Origin of the sequence: Pseudobacter sp. (genome assembly GCF_051955275.1) — a bacterium.
Classification (GTDB): Bacteria; Bacteroidota; Bacteroidia; order Chitinophagales; family Chitinophagaceae; genus Pseudobacter.
Genome location: NZ_JBQCGW010000251.1, coordinates 1 through 15,842 on the forward strand (window position 1 = coordinate 1; position 15,842 = coordinate 15,842).

Here is a 15,842-nt window from a genome sequence, read left to right on the forward strand (position 1 = left end):
GGTCCACACCGAAACCATGGTTCTGGGTGGTTACTTCGCATTTGCCGGTGAGCAGGTTCTTTACCGGGTGGTTGAGGCCGCGGTGACCGTGGTGCATTTTGAAAGTATTGATTCCACTTGCCAGGGCTACCAGCTGGTGGCCAAGGCAGATGCCGAATGTGGGCTTGCTTTCGTTCAGTACATCCTTAACGGTATCGATGGCATAATCCATGGCAGCGGGGTCGCCGGGGCCGTTGGAGATGAAATAACCGTTAGGGTTGAATGACTTCAGATCTGCCAGCTTTGATTTGGCCGGGAACACTTTCAGGTGTGCGCCCCTGTCAACCATGCACTGGAGGATATGCTGTTTGGTGCCATAATCCAGTACAGCGATGCGTACTTCCGAATTGGGATCTCCCATGGTGTAGGCTTCGCTGGTGGTTACCTTGCTGGCCAGTTCAAGACCGTCCATGCTGGGTACTTTAGCGAGTTCCTTTTTCAGTTCTTCCACGTCCAGGATCTCAGAGGAGATGATGCAGTTCATGGCGCCTTTCTGACGAACATGAATTACCAGGTCGCGGGTGTCCACACCTTCGATACAAACGATATTATTCATCTGCAGGTAGGTATCCAGGGACCCATTGGCGAGCTTGCGTGAGTACTGGTCTTCCAGGTTGCGTCCGATCATTCCCTTGATCTTAACGCTGTCAGACTCCACCTCATCATCCTTGATACCGTAGTTACCTACGTGAACATTGTTCATGATGACGATCTGTCCATAATAACTAGGATCGGTGAAGACTTCCTGGTACCCGGTCATACCTGTATTGAAACAGATCTCGCCGGTAGTAGTACCAATCTTACCAAATGCTTTACCATAATGAACTGTACCATCTGCAAGAAGGAGAATGGCTGATTTTTGAAGAGGTGTTGACATGTTTTATCAAAAAAAGTTTTGCAAAGAAACACAATTATTGAATGCGTGGCCTGCTAAATTTTTCACAGTTTATCCCGGCAGGCCGTAAAAAAGCCCTGCTTTTTTGCAAGCAGGGCTTTGATATGTAATGCGTTAAACATCTGATTATTCGGCTGCGGGAGCTTCAGGTGCAGCTGGTGTATCAGCTTTTTTAGTTGCAGTGCGGCTACGACGTGTTTTCTTAGCTGCTTCTTTAACTTCACCTTTACCTTTTCCGTAAACCTCGTTGTAATCTACCAGTTCGATCATTGCCCTTTCAGCGTTGTCACCCAGACGGATGCCAAGCTTGATGATGCGGGTATAACCACCGGGACGGCCGCCGATCTTTTCAGCGATTGGTCCGAACAGTTCAGTTACAGCTTCTTTGTCCTGCAGGTAGCTGAACACAGTACGACGTTGGTGTGTAGTGTTCTCTTTTCCTTTAGTGATCAGGGGCTCAGCATATTTGCGCAGTGCCTTGGCTTTAGCCAGGGTAGTAACGATACGCTTGTGCATGATCAGCTGGCAGGTCATATTGCTTAACAACGCCGCTCTGTGGCTGGCTGTTCTGCCGAGATTGTTGTTCTTGTCTCCGTGACGCATGACGATTTGTTTTTAGATTCAGTTGCACCGTGTCAGGAATTGCAACCTACAAGTGAATATTTAACTTAACTAGAGCTCTTCTTTATCCAGGCCCAGCTTGCTGAGGTCCATACCGAAGTGGAGGCCTCTTTCTGCCAGTACCTGCTCGATCTCAGCCAGGGATTTCTGGCCGAAGTTACGGAACTTCATCAGGTCTTCCTGCTCGTACTGAACCAGCTCAGAGAGTGAGTTGATCTTGGCGGCTTTCAGACAGTTGAAGGCGCGAACGGAGAGATCCAGATCTTCCAGGGGAGTTTTCAGGATCTTACGCAGCTGGAGCATTTGCTCGTCAACCACATCTTCCTTCTTGTCTTCCTTGTTATCGAACGTGATGTTCTCATCAGTGATGATCATCAGGTGCTGGATCAGGATGCGGCTGGCTTGTTTCACCGCTTCTTCCGGGTGGATGGTACCATCTGTAGAAACATCCATGATGAGTTTCTCATAGTCGGTACGTTGTTCCACACGCGTATTTTCGATAGCGTATTTTACATTCTTGATCGGAGTGTAAATGGCGTCAGTTGGGATATAACCAAACGGAGCGTCTTTTACTTTGTTATCCTCTGCAGGAACATAACCACGGCCTTTGGATACAGAGAGTTCGATATCCAGTTTGGCAGAGCTATCGAGTGTACAGATCAGCAGCTCGGGGTTCATGATGTCGAAGCTTTGTGTAGCTTCTCCGATCATACCGGCAGTGAATTCTGTTTTATTTTTGATGCTCAGGGTGATCTTTTCCTGGGCCACTTCATGCTCCACTTTCTTCTTGAAGCGAACCTGTTTCAGGTTCAGAATGATCTCCAGAACATCTTCTGTGATTCCCTTGATGGTAGCGAACTCATGATCTACACCTTCGATGCGGATACCAGTGATCGCAAAACCTTCCAGAGAACTGAGCAATACCCTGCGAAGGGCGTTACCGATGGTTACACCGAAACCGGGTTCCAGCGGACGGAATTCGAATTGTGCTTCGAACTCTGTTGCTTTCTGCAGAACGATTTTGTCTGGTTTTTGGAAATTTAAAATGGCCATATTATAAATTTCAGTTTAATTATTACTTAGAATACAATTCAACAATCAACTGCTCCTTAATGTTCTCAGGAATGCTCTCGCGCTCAGGATAAGCTACGAAAGTGCCCTGCATCTCGGATTCAGTCCAGTCCATCCAGGTGAACTTTGCATTCTTTCCACGGAAAGTGGAAGTAATGGAAGCATTCGCCCTGTCTTTCTCACGAACACCGATAACATCACCGGGCTTCAGTTGATATGAAGGAATGTTCACCACCACACCGTTCACAGTTACGTGCTTGTGAGCAACGAGCTGACGTGCACCGGGGCGGCTGGCAGCCATACCGAGGCGGTAAACTGCGTTATCGAGACGAGCTTCGAGGAGCTTCATCAGGTTCTCACCTGTTGCACCTTTACGGCGTGCAGCTTCATCGAAAGTTCTGCGGAATTGTTTCTCCAGTACACCGTAAGTGTATTTGGCTTTTTGTTTTTCTTTCAGCTGGAGAGCGTATTCACCTGGTGCTTTACGTTTCTTGGTAGGACCGTGCTGACCGGGAGGGTTGCTGTTCTTGCTGAGATATTTACCGTTGCCTAAGATAGGCTCGCCGAAAATGCGGCAGATTCTTGTTTTTGGACCAGTATAACGTGCCATAATTGTTAGATTGATTTTTTGTTGACGGTCTCGCGATCAGTAAAAATCAATAAAAATGAATCGCAGACCCGGTTATAAAAATAAGCTTTCAGCAAAGGCAGAATGGTTCTGTCCCTTGCTGAAAGCCGGTATAAATACTAAACCCTTCTTTTCTTGGGAGGACGGCAACCGTTGTGTGGTAACGGAGTCACGTCTTTGATCATCACCACTTCGATGCCGCTTTGAGCGAGGGAGCGGATAGCTCCTTCACGACCAGAACCGGGGCCCTGAACGTAAACATCTACTTTCTTTACACCTGCATCCAGTGCAGTTTTAGAAGCATCAGCAGAAGCCATCTGGGCTGCATACGGAGTGTTCTTTTTAGAACCTCTGAAACCCATTTTACCGGCGCTGCTCCAGGAGATAACCTGGCCTTGTTTGTTAGTGATGCTGATGATGAGGTTGTTGAAGCTGGCGGAGATATGCGCATCACCGTAAGAATCAACTTTAACCACTCTCTTCTTGGCAGCTGCTTTAGCGCCGCCCTTCTGATTTCCTTGTGCTTTAGCCATAAACTTAAAAAGGTAGTCTGTAAATTATTTAAATCACCTCACCGAAGTGAGCGGGACCAATCCTCCTGCCGACCCTTGCGATCCGGTACTGATCCTCAATTACGCTGCCCGTAAGAACAACAGGTCTGAATATGATGAAAGACGCAACGGTAAGTTGCGCCCTGTCAATCTATTTCTTAGCGGCCTTCTTCTTGCCGGCAACTGTCTTACGCTTACCTTTTCTCGTACGGCTGTTGGTGCGTGTACGCTGACCACGAACGGGCAGACCTTTACGATGGCGCAGACCACGGTAACAAGCGATATCAAGCAGACGCTTGATGCTCATCTGTACCTCGGAACGCAGTTGTCCTTCTACTTTGAACTCATTCGTAATGATGGTACGAATTGCGTTCAGCTCATCGTCATTCCACTGATGAACTTTTTTGTTTACGTCGATCCCTGCTTTCTCAAGGATGTACTGGGAAGTAGAACGACCGATACCATAGATATAGGTAAGACCGATTTCTCCACGCTTATTTTTAGGTAAGTCTACACCGGCAATACGAGCCATATTAACTGTTTATTGTTTGTTGATAGTTTGATTCTTGCTGATTATCCCTGACGTTGCTTGAATCGGGGATTCTTTTTGTTGATCACGTACAGGCGACCTTTCCTTCTCACGATCTTGCAATCAGCGCTGCGTTTTTTGATAGATGCTCTAACTTTCATAACGTTTGTTTTTGATGCAACACTTTTCAGCGTTACTATTTATACCTGAAAATTATCCTTCCTCTTGACAGATCATACGGGCTCATTTCTACCCCTACTTTGTCGCCCGGAAGAATACGGATATAATTCATGCGCATCTTGCCGGAGATGGTGGCCAGGATTTCGTGGCCGTTTTCCAGTTTCACTTTGAACATCGCGTTCGACAGTGCCTCTGTAATTTGTCCATCTTGTTTGATTAAAGGTTGTTTGCCCATACACTTTTAAGGAGGCGCAAAGATAGGAATTTCAGCCAGAAATATGAAAAAAATAACAAAGCATTTTTTTCAGGCATCCTGTAACACCGGCTGAACAAGCCTTTTGGCCCCATTTTATTGGAAAAAAACCTAGGCAGGAGTCAGATCTACCTTGGTCATTTGGTGATAATGGTTCTGCAACTCATGCACATTGATCGGCTCCCGCAAACTCCGCCTGTCCTCTCGCCACCAGATCTCCATCGTGTTGAACTCCCCTTCCCGGGGTATCATCACGCGGAAACTGTCCCGCATGTACTTTACCGCCCCATCATCCAGCTTATGCCGGGTGAATCCCAGTCTAAACAGTTGATCCTCATCTAATGGGATCGCGTACAGATGGTCCGGCGTGAACCAGAATTCCTGAACATCCGTCTCCACCCCCACTTCCTTATCCTCCCTGTTCAGTTCCGTAACAGTAACATCCATCAGCTGGCCTTCATATTCGGCCCTAACAATGTCTCCAGGTCTGAGCTCCGAAAGTCTGATCATATGGCAAAGTTTTAAGTGATCCCTAATTTACAAAACGCCGGTAATATAAAAAATTATCTTTCTGCGTCTTATCATCAGGGCCGCCACCTAAAACCCATGCGCTGCCAGCTGCTTGTTGATGAAAATAATGTCCTCCGGACTGAGCTTCACATTCACCGCCCTGGCATTCTGAACCGCCTGCTCCTCATTCCTGGCCCCCGCCAGCGCAATGGTGATTCCCGGCTGATCGATCGTCCAGCGCAGCACCAGCTGCCCCAGGGTAGCATTCCTGGCCTCCGCCAGCGGCCTGATGGCATCCAGGAACCTGTTGGTCTTCTGAATGTTCTCATCCGTATAGAATCGGTTGCCCTCACGGGTATCCCCTTCTCCAAACTTATGACCCGGCTTTATCTTGCCCGTCAGCAACCCTCTCTGCAGCGGACTGTAAGCTATAATAGATTTCCTGTTCTCAATGGCATAAGGCACCAGTTCCTGCTCGATATCGCGGTAGATCATGCTGTAACTCACCTGGTCGCTCGCCAGCCTGATGGTCTGCTCCGCTTCCCTCATCTGGGCCGTATTATAATTACAAACCCCTGCAGCACGCACCTTTCCCTGCTTAACAAGGTTGTCCAGCGCCTCCATGGTCTCGCCGATCGGCGTGGTCACATCAGGCCAGTGCAGCTGAAACAGGTCGATATAATCCGTTTTCAGCCTTCGCAGGCAATTCTCCACCTCCTCCATCACACTGCTCTTCGACGCCAGTTTATAGATATCGATCTCTTTTCCGTAGTTGTCCTTCGACTTCATCACAAAATCCCCCTCATTCCGGTCCCAGCGCATCCCGAACTTGGTCAGGATCTGCACCTTGTCGCGCGGAATTCCCTGAATAGCCTCCGCCACGATCTCCTCGCTCACCCCCATCCCGTAGATCGGCGCAGTATCGATACTCGTAACCCCTTCGTTATAAGCCGCACGAATGGCTTTTACAGCATCCTGCCTGTCTGCTCCTCCCCACATCCATCCACCAATGGCCCATGCGCCAAAAGTGATCACCGACACATTCACATCCGTTTCGCCTAATTTTCTGTATTCCATTGCTTCGGGTTTTAGTGACGCAAATGTAGGAATTATCATGTATTGCCAACAGGCCAAAGAAAAGGGCGCCACTACTTATAGCAGGCGCCCGATGTGCGGTTTTTCTATAGACGAGTTTAGAAGTCCAGGTCAGACATGGACCCGAAATAGTTGGTCAGACTATTATAATTGTTCAGGAACGACTCCCTTGCCTGGTTTCTGTAGTATTTGTCCTTATGCGGAGCTTCCAGCTCACGGTTCAGTTTCCTGGTGGCCGACAAGAACTCCCCGCACTGCCTGAGATAGGATTCCACATTAATCTTATGCGTGCTCTTTGCCGGATCGTTGGGCAGTTTGTCCAGCAACGCCTGCAATTCTTTTGCACTGCTCTCAAAAACCAGTACCGCCGCTTTCAGCTTTGCCGTATCCACAACCCCTCCTGAAAAATCAGCAGTGCTCAGCATTTCCTTCGCTGTTTTCTGAAGGCTCAGCGCTTTGTATTGAACAGGATATTTATCTTTCGCTTTCTCCAGCAATGTCACAAGTTCTTCCTGCTCCATTTTATCCAGTATGGTTTCCAGTGCCTTTTCCGCTTCAAAATAAGCTTCAAAGGCTTTTACCACCTGCGGATGCAGCTCCTTCCCCTTCGCCAGCCTGTCTTCCTTATATTTACCATCACGATAATACGCTCTCGCAGTCTGCATGGTTTCACCCAGTTGCTGAATACTTTCAATATATGCTGCACTGGTCTGGAACAATGCATCCTTTGACCCCGCCGCTTTTTCGGCAATGGGCTTCAGCTTTCGGTCCAGGCTTCCCATATCGGAATCAAGGAATGGCCACAGGTAATCCTGGATATTGGATTTCACCAGATTTTCTGCTGGCCCTTTTTCAAGATCGATGTACTCCGCATATTTGTTTCTCCAATCCCTGACATCAGACTGCACATCATTGAATACACTGATCACTTCGTTTCTGAATTGAATGGCATCATCAGACCGGGATAAACCGGATGCAGCAGAGCCAATTTTTTCCGCCAGCTTCACAGATGCATTCTTGCAGGATAAGGTGATAACAAACAGGGAGGCACTGAAAAAAACGAGGTGTCTTTTTTTCATGGATATCATTTTAGGATTTGTTGAACTATGAAAGCCCACGAAAAATAGAAAGAGTATAAAGTAATGTAAAAGCAATTCGGCTGCATGGCCGGATTTGACGCATGAGTATACAATTATTTGTAACACTACCCAAAAACCTTGATCCGCCTGCTTTTCAGGCTGTCGCCTGGTTGGTGGTGTTTTTAATCACAGTGGTACAAGTATTAATGCCTCTGATACATTTCGCACTAATTTAACTGCAATTGCTGCGTTTATGAAAATGAGCAGATCCATTATCCTTTAGAAGAAACAGATCATCCTATGGAAAACGATCCATTATCCTAAGAAAGAAAACCGTCCTTTTGAAGAACCCGGCTGTTTGTTGAATAGCCGGGACTTCTTTTTATGCGCGCTTCCTGTAACTCAGTACAGCCCAGCTGTTGAGCACCACGGCAAAGCCCAATACGGTAAGCAGGTGATATTTGATATCGGCCAGTCCACTCCCCTTCAATACCACCATCCGCATCACTTCAATGAAGTAAGCCACCGGGTTCACCTTTGTAATGGCCTGCGCCCAGGGAGGCATACTATCGATACTGGTATACAACCCGCCCAGCAGGATGAAGATCATCATCATGAAGAAAGACAATAACATGGCCTGCTGCTGGCTGGCCGTATAAGTGCTAATCAGTAATCCCAGCCCCAGTACCGCCAGCAGGTACACTGCAGCAAAACAAAAGATCGTCAGGTAACTGCCCACCGGTACAATACCATATACTACCCTCGCAATACCCAGACCAATACCCAGCACCACCAATCCAAGCACCCAGAAAGGGATCAGCTTACCGAGAATGAAATGATATTTATGAATAGGTGTAACATTGATCTGCTCGATGGTGCCGATCTCTTTTTCCTTCACGATATTGAGCGAAGTAAGAAATGCCCCCACCATGGTCACCAGCACTACCAGTATGCCCGGCACCATAAAGAACTTGTAATTGAGATGCACATTGTACCAGTTGGAGCTGGGTGTCTCGATATTCATTTCCGGGTTGAACCGCGGGAACTGGATCCAGCGAAGCCTCAGTTCCCGGTTGAAATCCTGGATGATACTTCGCAGGTAAGCAGCTCCCAGATTAGCTTTCACGCCATTGATGGCATTCACGCTGAGCAGCAGCGAAGCCTCATTCTCTTTCACAATGTCCTTCGAGAATTGCGAAGGGATCTCCAGGATGAGGTCTGCCTTATCCTGCTCCACCTCCTGCAATGCCTCTTTGTAACTGCTGCCGAAATGCTGCAACTGAAAATACCCGGAGCTGGTGATCTTTGAAACCAGCTGGCGCGAATAATCCGAATGATTATTGTCCACCACTGCCAGTTTGATATTCTTCACTTCATAATCCGCCGCCAGCGGCAAGATGATCAACTGAATGGCAGGCATCACAAAAATGATGCGGAGGATGGACGGATCGCGGAAGATCTGCCTGAACTCTTTCTGCAATAAAAACTTTAGCGTACGCATTTCCGTTATATTTTACAGTTATGCTAACCTGATCTTGAATTTTTTGATAGCTACAAACAGCAGGAATATCGTCATCCCTGCAAGGATCAGCGTTTCCTTCCACACCGCTCCAATCCCCAGCCCTTTGATCATCACCGATCCCGCAATATGATAGAACCATTTTGCAGGGACCAGGTTGGAAATGGTGCGCAGCGGCAACGGCATATTCTCGATGGGAAACATAAAACCACTAAGCATTATGGTTGGCAGGAACAGGCCCACCAGCGAAATGAACATGGCCGTTTGCTGTGATGCCGTTACGGAGGAGATCAGCAGCCCGAGCGCCAGGCAGGTGAGCGTGAAGAGAATCGCTTCAAACACCAGCAGCACCAGGCTGCCACGTACCGGTACATCCAGCACAAATACACTCAGGATGAGAATGCTGGCAATATTCAGGATCGACAATAACAGGTAAGGCATGGCTTTGGCCACTACTATTTTCAAAGGACGCACCGGGGATACCAGCATCACTTCCATGGTACCGGATTCTTTTTCACGAACAATGGTGATGGCCGTCATCATGGTACAGACCAGCATCAGCACCATGGCCATTACACCGGGCACAAAAGTGTAAGCGCCCTTCAGCTGCGGATTGTAGAGCATCCGTAATTCAGTATTGATGGTATAGGGCAGCTTGCGGTCACCGGTGATGCGCCGCTGGTAATCCATGATCACCGCAGTGGCGTAGTTGGTGAGCGTGGTAGCTACATTGGGATCGGAGGCATCGGCAATAAGCTGCACCTGCGACTTATTAAAATGCTGCAGGTCCTGCGCAAAATTTTGAGGAAATACCACCGCCAGTTTCACCTTGCCACTGCGGAAGGCCTGTTCGATATCCTTGTAGGAATGCAACTCCATCCCGATATCGAAATAACGGCTGGCCGCTATCTGGCTGGTGAGCGAAAGACTGCTGGCATCCTTCGACGGATCGAGCACCGCGATCTTTGCATTTTTCACTTCATTGGTGAGCGCAAATCCGAAAATCAGGATCTGCATCACCGGCATACCAAGCAGGATAAAGAGCGTACGCCTGTCGCGCAGGATATGATGGAACTCTTTTTTAACGAAAGAAAGGAATTGTTTCATGCTGCAATTTTTTGGGTTCAGTCGCCACTCCTGACGGCCTTGCGGGCCAGTTTCAGGAATACTTCATCCATGGAAGCCGCCTGTAGCGATTGCTTGAGACCTGCCGGTGTATCCAGCGCTTCTATCTTACCGTCCACCATAATACTCACGCGGTTGCAATACTCCGCTTCGTCCATATAATGGGTGGTTACAAACACGGTAATTCCCGTTCCTGCTGCTTCATAGATCATATTCCAGAACTCGCGGCGCGTTACGGGATCCACACCTCCGGTAGGCTCATCCAGGAACACAACGCGTGGCTCATGGAAAATAGCCACGGAAAAAGCGAGTTTCTGTTTCCATCCTAACGGTAATGAACGTACGAGTTTATTGGCTTCGGCTTCCAGGTGAAGCTGTTGAAGCAGCCTGGTTGTTTTCTCTCTGATGAATGCATCGCTCTTGCCGTAGATTCCCGCATAAAAACGGATATTCTCCTTTACGGTGAGATCTTCATACAAGGAGAATTTCTGGCTCATGTAGCCGATGCTGCGCTTGATCTTCTCCGGTTCTTTATACACATCGAAACCTGCTACCGAAGCTGCTCCTGAAGTTGGCATACTGAGGCCGCAGAGCATGCGCATAGCCGTGGTTTTACCGGCTCCGTTGGCGCCCAGGAATCCGAAGATCTCACCGGGATGCACGTCAAATGAAATGCCATCCACTGCCCGGAACGCTCCGAACACTTTAGTGAGTTCCCTGGCCGATATGATTGCGTCTGTTGACATACTGTTCAGTTAATTTTTCATGAGATCCATGAAACAATCCTCGATATTAGCTTCCACCGGTTTCACATCAATCTGCTGATGTCCCTGCTGTATAAGGAAATCATGCAGCTGCTGTGCCGTTACTTCCGGCTTAGTCACTACATGGGAATATTCGCCGCAGAGATAGCAGTCTTCCACGTAAGGCTGCCGCAACAGTTCCTTCTGCATATCCAGCATCCTGGCAGTCCTTGCAGCGTAGAGGGGTTTATGGAACGAAGCGATGATACCCTGCGGCGAATCGATGCTCATCATATGTCCGTTCTGCATGAGTGCCACACGATCACAAAGACTGGCCTCGTCCATGTAAGGAGTGGATACCAGAATGGTGATGCCGCGTTCCTTCAGACCTTTCAGCATCTCCCAGAATTCCTTGCGTGATACAGCATCCACACCCGTGGTAGGCTCATCCAGGAAAAGCACTGCAGGCTCATGTATGAGCGCACAACAGAGCGCCAGCTTCTGTTTCATGCCACCTGATAACGCGCCGGCGCGGCGGCCTTTGAATGGTTCGATCTGCACATAGATATCTTTGATGAGATCATAATGTTCATCGATGCTGGTATTGAAAATGGTAGCAAAGAATTGGAGGTTCTCAGCAACGGTAAGATCCTGGTAAAGGGAAAATTTTCCAGGCATATACCCCACCTGGTTGCGGATGGATTTATATTCCTTCACTACATCCAACCCATTCACGCTCGCCTCTCCTCCATCTGGCAAAAGCAAAGTGGTAAGAATGCGGAAGAGCGAAGTCTTACCGGCCCCGTCCGGGCCAATGATCCCGAACAGCTCCCCCTTCTCCACGGAAAAGGAAATTCCATGCAGGGCCGTGATGGAATCTTTTTTAGCGCCATAACGCTTCACGATTTGCTGTGCCTGTATTGCGGGCATAGTAATTATTTTAGATCAATGCCATTTGATTTCGCCGTACATGCCGATCTTGAGCAGGCCGTCGCTGTTCTTCACCTGCACTTTGATAGCATACACCAGGTTGGCGCGCTCTTCGCGTGTCTGGATGGTCTTGGGCGTGAACTCTGCCTTATCGGAGATCCAGGTGATGGTCCCCGGCAACTCACGGTATTTATTGCCGGCATCATCGATGAGCACCTTTACAGTTTGTCCGAGTTTGATCTGCGGCAACTGTGAGCCTGTAACATAGGCGCGCAATGTCATCACGGAAAGATCGGCGATCTTGTAAAGTGCTTTACCGGTGGCCGTCATCTCTCCTGCTTCAGCATATTTCTCGATCACGGTGCCATTCACAGGATTGAGGATACTGGCGCGTTTCAGCTGATCATCCAGTTGCGCCACCCGCTTCTTCAAAGGCTTGCCTTCACTGAGGATGCCGCGGTTCTGTGTATTCACATTGCTGCGTTGCACCTGTATCTGCTGCCTCGTGACCTGCATTTGTTTTTTCACTACATCGATCTGCGCATTCATATCATCCATCTGTTTGGCAGTGGCCGCGTCTGATTTGATGAGATTGTCGAGCCGGGCTTTTTCATGCTGCAGATTTTCCATCTGCGACTCCTGCACTTTGAGCTGGTCTTCCAGCAGTTTCACCTGCGGAGCCAGGTCTGCTGTTTTCTGGCTGAGCGCCTCGATGCTGGCCTGCACCTGCTCTTTCTGCAGGTTGAGGTTTTCTGCATCCACAACACCCACCACTTTGTTTTTCGCAATGGCGGCGCCTTCCTGCACATCAAAAGAAAGGATCTTGCCTGTGAGCTCGGAGGATACGATCACTTCGTCCACTTCAAATGTGCCGGTAGCATCGGATGCAGATTTATTTCCGTTGCAGCCAGCTAACAAACCTGTCAGCAGCAGCCATGCGGGTAAAGAAAGATATTGTTTCATGTATCTGATGATTTTATTGATTGCCTGAAAGGGTTCTGTAATTGATCTGCGCCTGTAAGAGCTGCAGTTTATGTGCGATGAGCAAGAGCCTTGCCTGGTCCTCTGCATTCACTTCGCGGAGAAAATCACTGGCAGTGATCACTCCATTCTCCAGCTGTGCATTGGAGGCAATCTTCACTTTTTCCCGCAGATCGATGATGGCCTGATCAGTACCGATCAGCTGTTGCAGCTTCTTCAGCTCAGCCGACTGCTGTCTGAGCTGGGTATTGGTATTGAGGAGGAACACATCTCGTTGCACATTCACCATCTGCTGATTGGTGGCCAGGATCTGTTTTTCTTTCTTTGAGGTATAAAGACCGCCAAGGCTCCAGTTGAGACGAACACCGCCAATATAGAAGAAATCAAAATCATTGACGAGCATGTTCAGGCCCGGGCGCCCATATCCCCCCTGGATAAAGGCGCTTGCGCGCGGCCTGTTCTTAGCATTCACTATTTTTTCCTGTACTTTAAACAGGCTATCCTGGTAGGAAAACAATTGCAGTTCCGGTCGTCTGATGGTCTCCGTTAGTAATCCGTCATTTACGGAAGGCTGCACCAGTATGGTGCTCTCTGGCAATTCCTGTCCCAGGAATAAAGCCAGCACATCCAGCAGGCCGCTTCGGTTGGCTGCCAGTTCAATTCTACGCTGTTCATTTTTCAGCAGCTCCGCTTCCAGCACCTGCTGGTTGCTGCGAAGCGCTGTGCCGTTACGCACCTGTGCGGAGATCCTGTCCACTCCCAACCGGATATCCTTCTTCAAAAGATCCGTTTGTTTCAATTGCTCATCCAGCAGCAGCACACCCAGGAATAAAGTATTGATCCGTTCTTTCACTTTGTACATATCCACCGACACTTTCTGGTCTTCTACCATCGCATTCACCTGCTGCACCTGTTTCTGCGCATTGATATTACCGCCATCATACAGTATCTGTGAGAGCTCCGCCGTGAGCTTGTACTGATCTTTGGAAGGCTCTTCGATATTGATACCGGGGATCTTGACGGGAACGGAAGTAACGTCCGACTGATAAGTTGCCTGCCCGTTCACATTGAGTTGCGGCAGGTATCCCTTGCCGATATTCTCAATGCTGAGGCCGGCAGTTTTCTTTACCAGGTTGCGCTGACGGATCAGCGGGTAATGCTGTTCAGCCAGCTGGTAAGCACGTTCCAGCGTGAGTGTTGCAGACTCCTGTGCAGCAGCAGGCAGCGCAAAAAGCAGCACTGCCGCCAGTTGCCAGCTACATCGGGTACTGAACCATTTGATAATTGCGTTCATACTGTTGTTTATTTTCGGATTGAATCAAGTACAAATTGAACCACCACTTTTTTGCGCTCCTCCATCAGTCCTCTGAACTGCGTATCATCCACACCCCATCCCATTTTCACGATGGGCCTGGCTACAAAAGGGAAGATGCTCATGCTGACGATATTCAGTAACAGGTGCACAGGCCTGATAGGTCTGATAAGCCCTTCCTTCACGGCCTGGTCGATCTGTTTTGCGAGAATATGCACAGCCGGTTTCTTGCCTTTCCAGAGCTTTTCAAAAAAGGCTTTCCCATCCACTTTCTGCATTTCGTTGAGCACAAATAGCGGGAGATGCGGGTTTTCCTGGAGCAGGTCAATATAGGTATGCACAAACTTTTCGATCTTCTCGAAAAGGGGCAGATCGGATCCGAACAGCTCACCCAGTTGTGGAAGGAAACGGGCCGCCGCTTCGAGGAAGATCACATCGAAGAGCTTGTCCTTACTCCTGAAATAGTAATGTAACAGGGCTTTATTGATACCGGCCTTGTCAGCAATATCCTGCATCCGGGCCCCGTCCAGCCCACGTTCCAGGAAAACGGCTTTGGCCGCCTCCAGGATTTTCTGCTCCGTGTTCTGGTCCTTATTCTTATTCTCAACCATACAGTTTAACCAAATAGTTAAACCAAAGGTATAAGGAAACTCTTGAATAATAAATAGTTTCCGGGAAGTATTTTTTTGCATCCTGAAAGCGCACAATATAAAGCGGTAAAAACCAATAAATTTGTTGAATAACCATTAACCTTAGTATGACTATCAAGGAAGCCATTTTGAAAAGTCTTGAAGACCTGGAAAAGATTTCAACCTATAATGAAGTGTTCAATCATATTGTTAGCAAAGGATATTATGATTTTAGCGGCTTTAAATACCCCGAATCAGCAGTCTCGGCGCAACTGGGTAATTTCATTAGGAATAATGACACTCGCGTAAAGCGGCTGCAAAGGGAGGGAAGTACATTCGCTTATTATTTGACAAAAAACGAAGAATTGTTACCTATTCCTGAAATGCTTGAAATGGCGATGAAGCATATTTCTGAACCGAAAAAAACAGAAACGTTTCATGAACGGGACCTTCATATTTTACTGAGCAGCTATCTTAAAAATACCGGCGTATTTTCAAAAACTATCCTTCATGAGCGTTCAGTATACATTCACGATAACAATCAAAAATGGACACATCCGGATATGGTTGGTGTACAGCTTTTCCGATTGCATTCAAAAGCTAACCAAAGTCTATTGAAGACAGTAAAAAGTAAAGATGCTTTTAAAATAAGTTCATACGAAATAAAGAAAGAGATCAAAACTGATAACGATTTAAAGAAAGCCTACTTTCAGGCTGTTTCCAACTCCAGTTGGGCCAATTTTGGATACTTGGTGGCCATAGAGATAGATAGCTCTCTCAACGAAGAAATGGCACGACTGAACCGGTCCTTCGGAATCGGAATTATTATTTTGAATGCTGCTCCATTCAGCAGCCAGGTGCTCTTCCCTTCAGCCGAAAAAGAGCTTGATTTCCGTACTATGGATAAGCTATGCAGAAACAATCCGAATTTTGAGCATTTTATCGAAAAAACTGAAAAACTTGTCAATGTTGAGGAGCGTTATTACAATGCTATGCAAAAAGAATTAGAAGAATTCTGCGATCAGTATTTTACTGTGACCAGCGATTCAGCAATAATTCAATATTGTATGGAAAAGAAAATTCCGATACCAGTTGATAAAGAATTATCACAAGAAGGCATGTAACAGTTCTAGCTTGCATTCCATCAACAGG

Annotated in this window: 19 protein-coding genes; 1 reads left to right on the plus strand and 18 read right to left on the minus strand. The window is 47.8% G+C overall.

The genetic code is table 11. From position 1 onward, the window contains the following. From carA to ACTHMC_RS21755, 18 genes are all read right to left on the minus strand, one after another. The coding region (gene carA / locus ACTHMC_RS21670) for a glutamine-hydrolyzing carbamoyl-phosphate synthase small subunit (RefSeq protein ID WP_440416344.1) at window positions 1–916 on the minus strand (916 nt) is incomplete at its 3' end. Between the two features lie 144 nt (window positions 917–1,060). Next, entirely contained in the window at window positions 1,061–1,537 is a 477-nt protein-coding gene (gene rplQ / locus ACTHMC_RS21675) for a 50S ribosomal protein L17 (protein WP_440416346.1), read from the minus strand. A 69-nt stretch (window positions 1,538–1,606) separates the two neighbouring features. Beyond that, entirely contained in the window at window positions 1,607–2,608 is a 1,002-nt protein-coding gene (locus tag ACTHMC_RS21680; protein WP_440416347.1) for a DNA-directed RNA polymerase subunit alpha, read from the minus strand. A 22-nt stretch (window positions 2,609–2,630) separates the two neighbouring features. Continuing rightward, the gene (gene rpsD, locus ACTHMC_RS21685) at window positions 2,631–3,236 is read right to left on the minus strand and encodes a 30S ribosomal protein S4 (RefSeq protein WP_440416349.1); all 606 of its coding nucleotides are present in this window, start codon (window positions 3,234–3,236) and stop codon (window positions 2,631–2,633) included. A gap of 137 nt (window positions 3,237–3,373) precedes the next feature. Next, window positions 3,374–3,787, minus strand: coding sequence for a 30S ribosomal protein S11 (rpsK, locus tag ACTHMC_RS21690; protein WP_440416351.1), 414 nt, complete (start codon window positions 3,785–3,787; stop codon window positions 3,374–3,376). 169 nt (window positions 3,788–3,956) lie between these two features. Next, complete coding sequence (gene rpsM, locus ACTHMC_RS21695; RefSeq protein WP_440416353.1) at window positions 3,957–4,337, minus strand: 30S ribosomal protein S13; 381 nt, start codon at window positions 4,335–4,337, stop codon at window positions 3,957–3,959. Between the two features lie 41 nt (window positions 4,338–4,378). Further along, window positions 4,379–4,495 carry a type B 50S ribosomal protein L36 gene (gene ykgO / locus ACTHMC_RS21700; RefSeq protein ID WP_010519235.1) on the minus strand — a complete coding sequence of 39 codons (117 nt, stop codon included), beginning with the start codon at window positions 4,493–4,495 and terminating at the stop codon, window positions 4,379–4,381. A gap of 35 nt (window positions 4,496–4,530) precedes the next feature. Continuing rightward, a complete protein-coding gene (infA, locus tag ACTHMC_RS21705; protein WP_127131982.1) occupies window positions 4,531–4,749 on the minus strand; it encodes a translation initiation factor IF-1 in 219 nt (72 codons plus the stop codon). Window positions 4,750–4,878: 129 nt separating this feature from the next. Beyond that, on the minus strand, window positions 4,879–5,277 hold the full coding sequence (locus tag ACTHMC_RS21710; protein ID WP_440416355.1) for a hypothetical protein: 399 nt from the start codon (window positions 5,275–5,277) through the stop codon (window positions 4,879–4,881). Window positions 5,278–5,364: 87 nt separating this feature from the next. Then, the gene (locus ACTHMC_RS21715; protein ID WP_440416356.1) at window positions 5,365–6,354 is read right to left on the minus strand and encodes an aldo/keto reductase; all 990 of its coding nucleotides are present in this window, start codon (window positions 6,352–6,354) and stop codon (window positions 5,365–5,367) included. A gap of 116 nt (window positions 6,355–6,470) precedes the next feature. Then, window positions 6,471–7,451 carry a DUF3829 domain-containing protein gene (locus ACTHMC_RS21720; protein ID WP_440416358.1) on the minus strand — a complete coding sequence of 327 codons (981 nt, stop codon included), beginning with the start codon at window positions 7,449–7,451 and terminating at the stop codon, window positions 6,471–6,473. A 382-nt stretch (window positions 7,452–7,833) separates the two neighbouring features. After that, entirely contained in the window at window positions 7,834–8,952 is a 1,119-nt protein-coding gene (locus ACTHMC_RS21725; protein WP_440416360.1) for an ABC transporter permease, read from the minus strand. Between the two features lie 18 nt (window positions 8,953–8,970). After that, the gene (locus ACTHMC_RS21730) at window positions 8,971–10,077 is read right to left on the minus strand and encodes an ABC transporter permease (RefSeq protein ID WP_440416362.1); all 1,107 of its coding nucleotides are present in this window, start codon (window positions 10,075–10,077) and stop codon (window positions 8,971–8,973) included. Between the two features lie 17 nt (window positions 10,078–10,094). Next, window positions 10,095–10,841 carry an ABC transporter ATP-binding protein gene (locus ACTHMC_RS21735; protein WP_440416363.1) on the minus strand — a complete coding sequence of 249 codons (747 nt, stop codon included), beginning with the start codon at window positions 10,839–10,841 and terminating at the stop codon, window positions 10,095–10,097. A gap of 9 nt (window positions 10,842–10,850) precedes the next feature. Then, on the minus strand, window positions 10,851–11,768 hold the full coding sequence (locus ACTHMC_RS21740) for an ABC transporter ATP-binding protein (RefSeq protein ID WP_440416365.1): 918 nt from the start codon (window positions 11,766–11,768) through the stop codon (window positions 10,851–10,853). A 15-nt stretch (window positions 11,769–11,783) separates the two neighbouring features. Beyond that, window positions 11,784–12,731 (minus strand): HlyD family secretion protein, encoded by a 948-nt coding sequence (locus ACTHMC_RS21745; RefSeq protein ID WP_440416367.1) that lies wholly within the window; start codon window positions 12,729–12,731, stop codon window positions 11,784–11,786. Between the two features lie 13 nt (window positions 12,732–12,744). Next, window positions 12,745–14,043: a TolC family protein gene (locus tag ACTHMC_RS21750; RefSeq protein WP_440416369.1), complete on the minus strand. Its 1,299-nt coding sequence runs from the start codon at window positions 14,041–14,043 to the stop codon at window positions 12,745–12,747. A gap of 8 nt (window positions 14,044–14,051) precedes the next feature. Beyond that, complete coding sequence (locus tag ACTHMC_RS21755; RefSeq protein ID WP_440416370.1) at window positions 14,052–14,672, minus strand: TetR/AcrR family transcriptional regulator; 621 nt, start codon at window positions 14,670–14,672, stop codon at window positions 14,052–14,054. Window positions 14,673–14,818: 146 nt separating this feature from the next. Between ACTHMC_RS21755 and ACTHMC_RS21760 the strand changes: the two genes are divergently transcribed. Next, window positions 14,819–15,814: a hypothetical protein gene (locus tag ACTHMC_RS21760; protein ID WP_440416372.1), complete on the plus strand. Its 996-nt coding sequence runs from the start codon at window positions 14,819–14,821 to the stop codon at window positions 15,812–15,814. The last annotated feature ends 28 nt before the right edge of the window (window positions 15,815–15,842 follow it).

Excerpts from the sequence above, each read along its gene's own strand:
- rplQ (WP_440416346.1), bottom strand. The coding sequence starts at position 1,537 with ATGCGTCACGGAGACAAGAACAACAATCTCGGCAGAACAGCCAGCCAC.
- ACTHMC_RS21680 (WP_440416347.1), bottom strand. The coding sequence starts at position 2,608 with ATGGCCATTTTAAATTTCCAAAAACCAGACAAAATCGTTCTGCAGAAA.
- rpsD (WP_440416349.1), bottom strand. The coding sequence starts at position 3,236 with ATGGCACGTTATACTGGTCCAAAAACAAGAATCTGCCGCATTTTCGGC.
- rpsK (WP_440416351.1), bottom strand. The coding sequence starts at position 3,787 with ATGGCTAAAGCACAAGGAAATCAGAAGGGCGGCGCTAAAGCAGCTGCC.
- rpsM (WP_440416353.1), bottom strand. The coding sequence starts at position 4,337 with ATGGCTCGTATTGCCGGTGTAGACTTACCTAAAAATAAGCGTGGAGAA.
- ykgO (WP_010519235.1), bottom strand. The coding sequence starts at position 4,495 with ATGAAAGTTAGAGCATCTATCAAAAAACGCAGCGCTGATTGCAAGATC.
- infA (WP_127131982.1), bottom strand. The coding sequence starts at position 4,749 with ATGGGCAAACAACCTTTAATCAAACAAGATGGACAAATTACAGAGGCA.
- ACTHMC_RS21710 (WP_440416355.1), bottom strand. The coding sequence starts at position 5,277 with ATGATCAGACTTTCGGAGCTCAGACCTGGAGACATTGTTAGGGCCGAA.
- ACTHMC_RS21715 (WP_440416356.1), bottom strand. The coding sequence starts at position 6,354 with ATGGAATACAGAAAATTAGGCGAAACGGATGTGAATGTGTCGGTGATC.
- ACTHMC_RS21720 (WP_440416358.1), bottom strand. The coding sequence starts at position 7,451 with ATGAAAAAAAGACACCTCGTTTTTTTCAGTGCCTCCCTGTTTGTTATC.
- ACTHMC_RS21725 (WP_440416360.1), bottom strand. The coding sequence starts at position 8,952 with ATGCGTACGCTAAAGTTTTTATTGCAGAAAGAGTTCAGGCAGATCTTC.
- ACTHMC_RS21730 (WP_440416362.1), bottom strand. The coding sequence starts at position 10,077 with ATGAAACAATTCCTTTCTTTCGTTAAAAAAGAGTTCCATCATATCCTG.
- ACTHMC_RS21735 (WP_440416363.1), bottom strand. The coding sequence starts at position 10,841 with ATGTCAACAGACGCAATCATATCGGCCAGGGAACTCACTAAAGTGTTC.
- ACTHMC_RS21740 (WP_440416365.1), bottom strand. The coding sequence starts at position 11,768 with ATGCCCGCAATACAGGCACAGCAAATCGTGAAGCGTTATGGCGCTAAA.
- ACTHMC_RS21745 (WP_440416367.1), bottom strand. The coding sequence starts at position 12,731 with ATGAAACAATATCTTTCTTTACCCGCATGGCTGCTGCTGACAGGTTTG.
- ACTHMC_RS21750 (WP_440416369.1), bottom strand. The coding sequence starts at position 14,043 with ATGAACGCAATTATCAAATGGTTCAGTACCCGATGTAGCTGGCAACTG.
- ACTHMC_RS21755 (WP_440416370.1), bottom strand. The coding sequence starts at position 14,672 with ATGGTTGAGAATAAGAATAAGGACCAGAACACGGAGCAGAAAATCCTG.
- ACTHMC_RS21760 (WP_440416372.1), top strand. The coding sequence starts at position 14,819 with ATGACTATCAAGGAAGCCATTTTGAAAAGTCTTGAAGACCTGGAAAAG.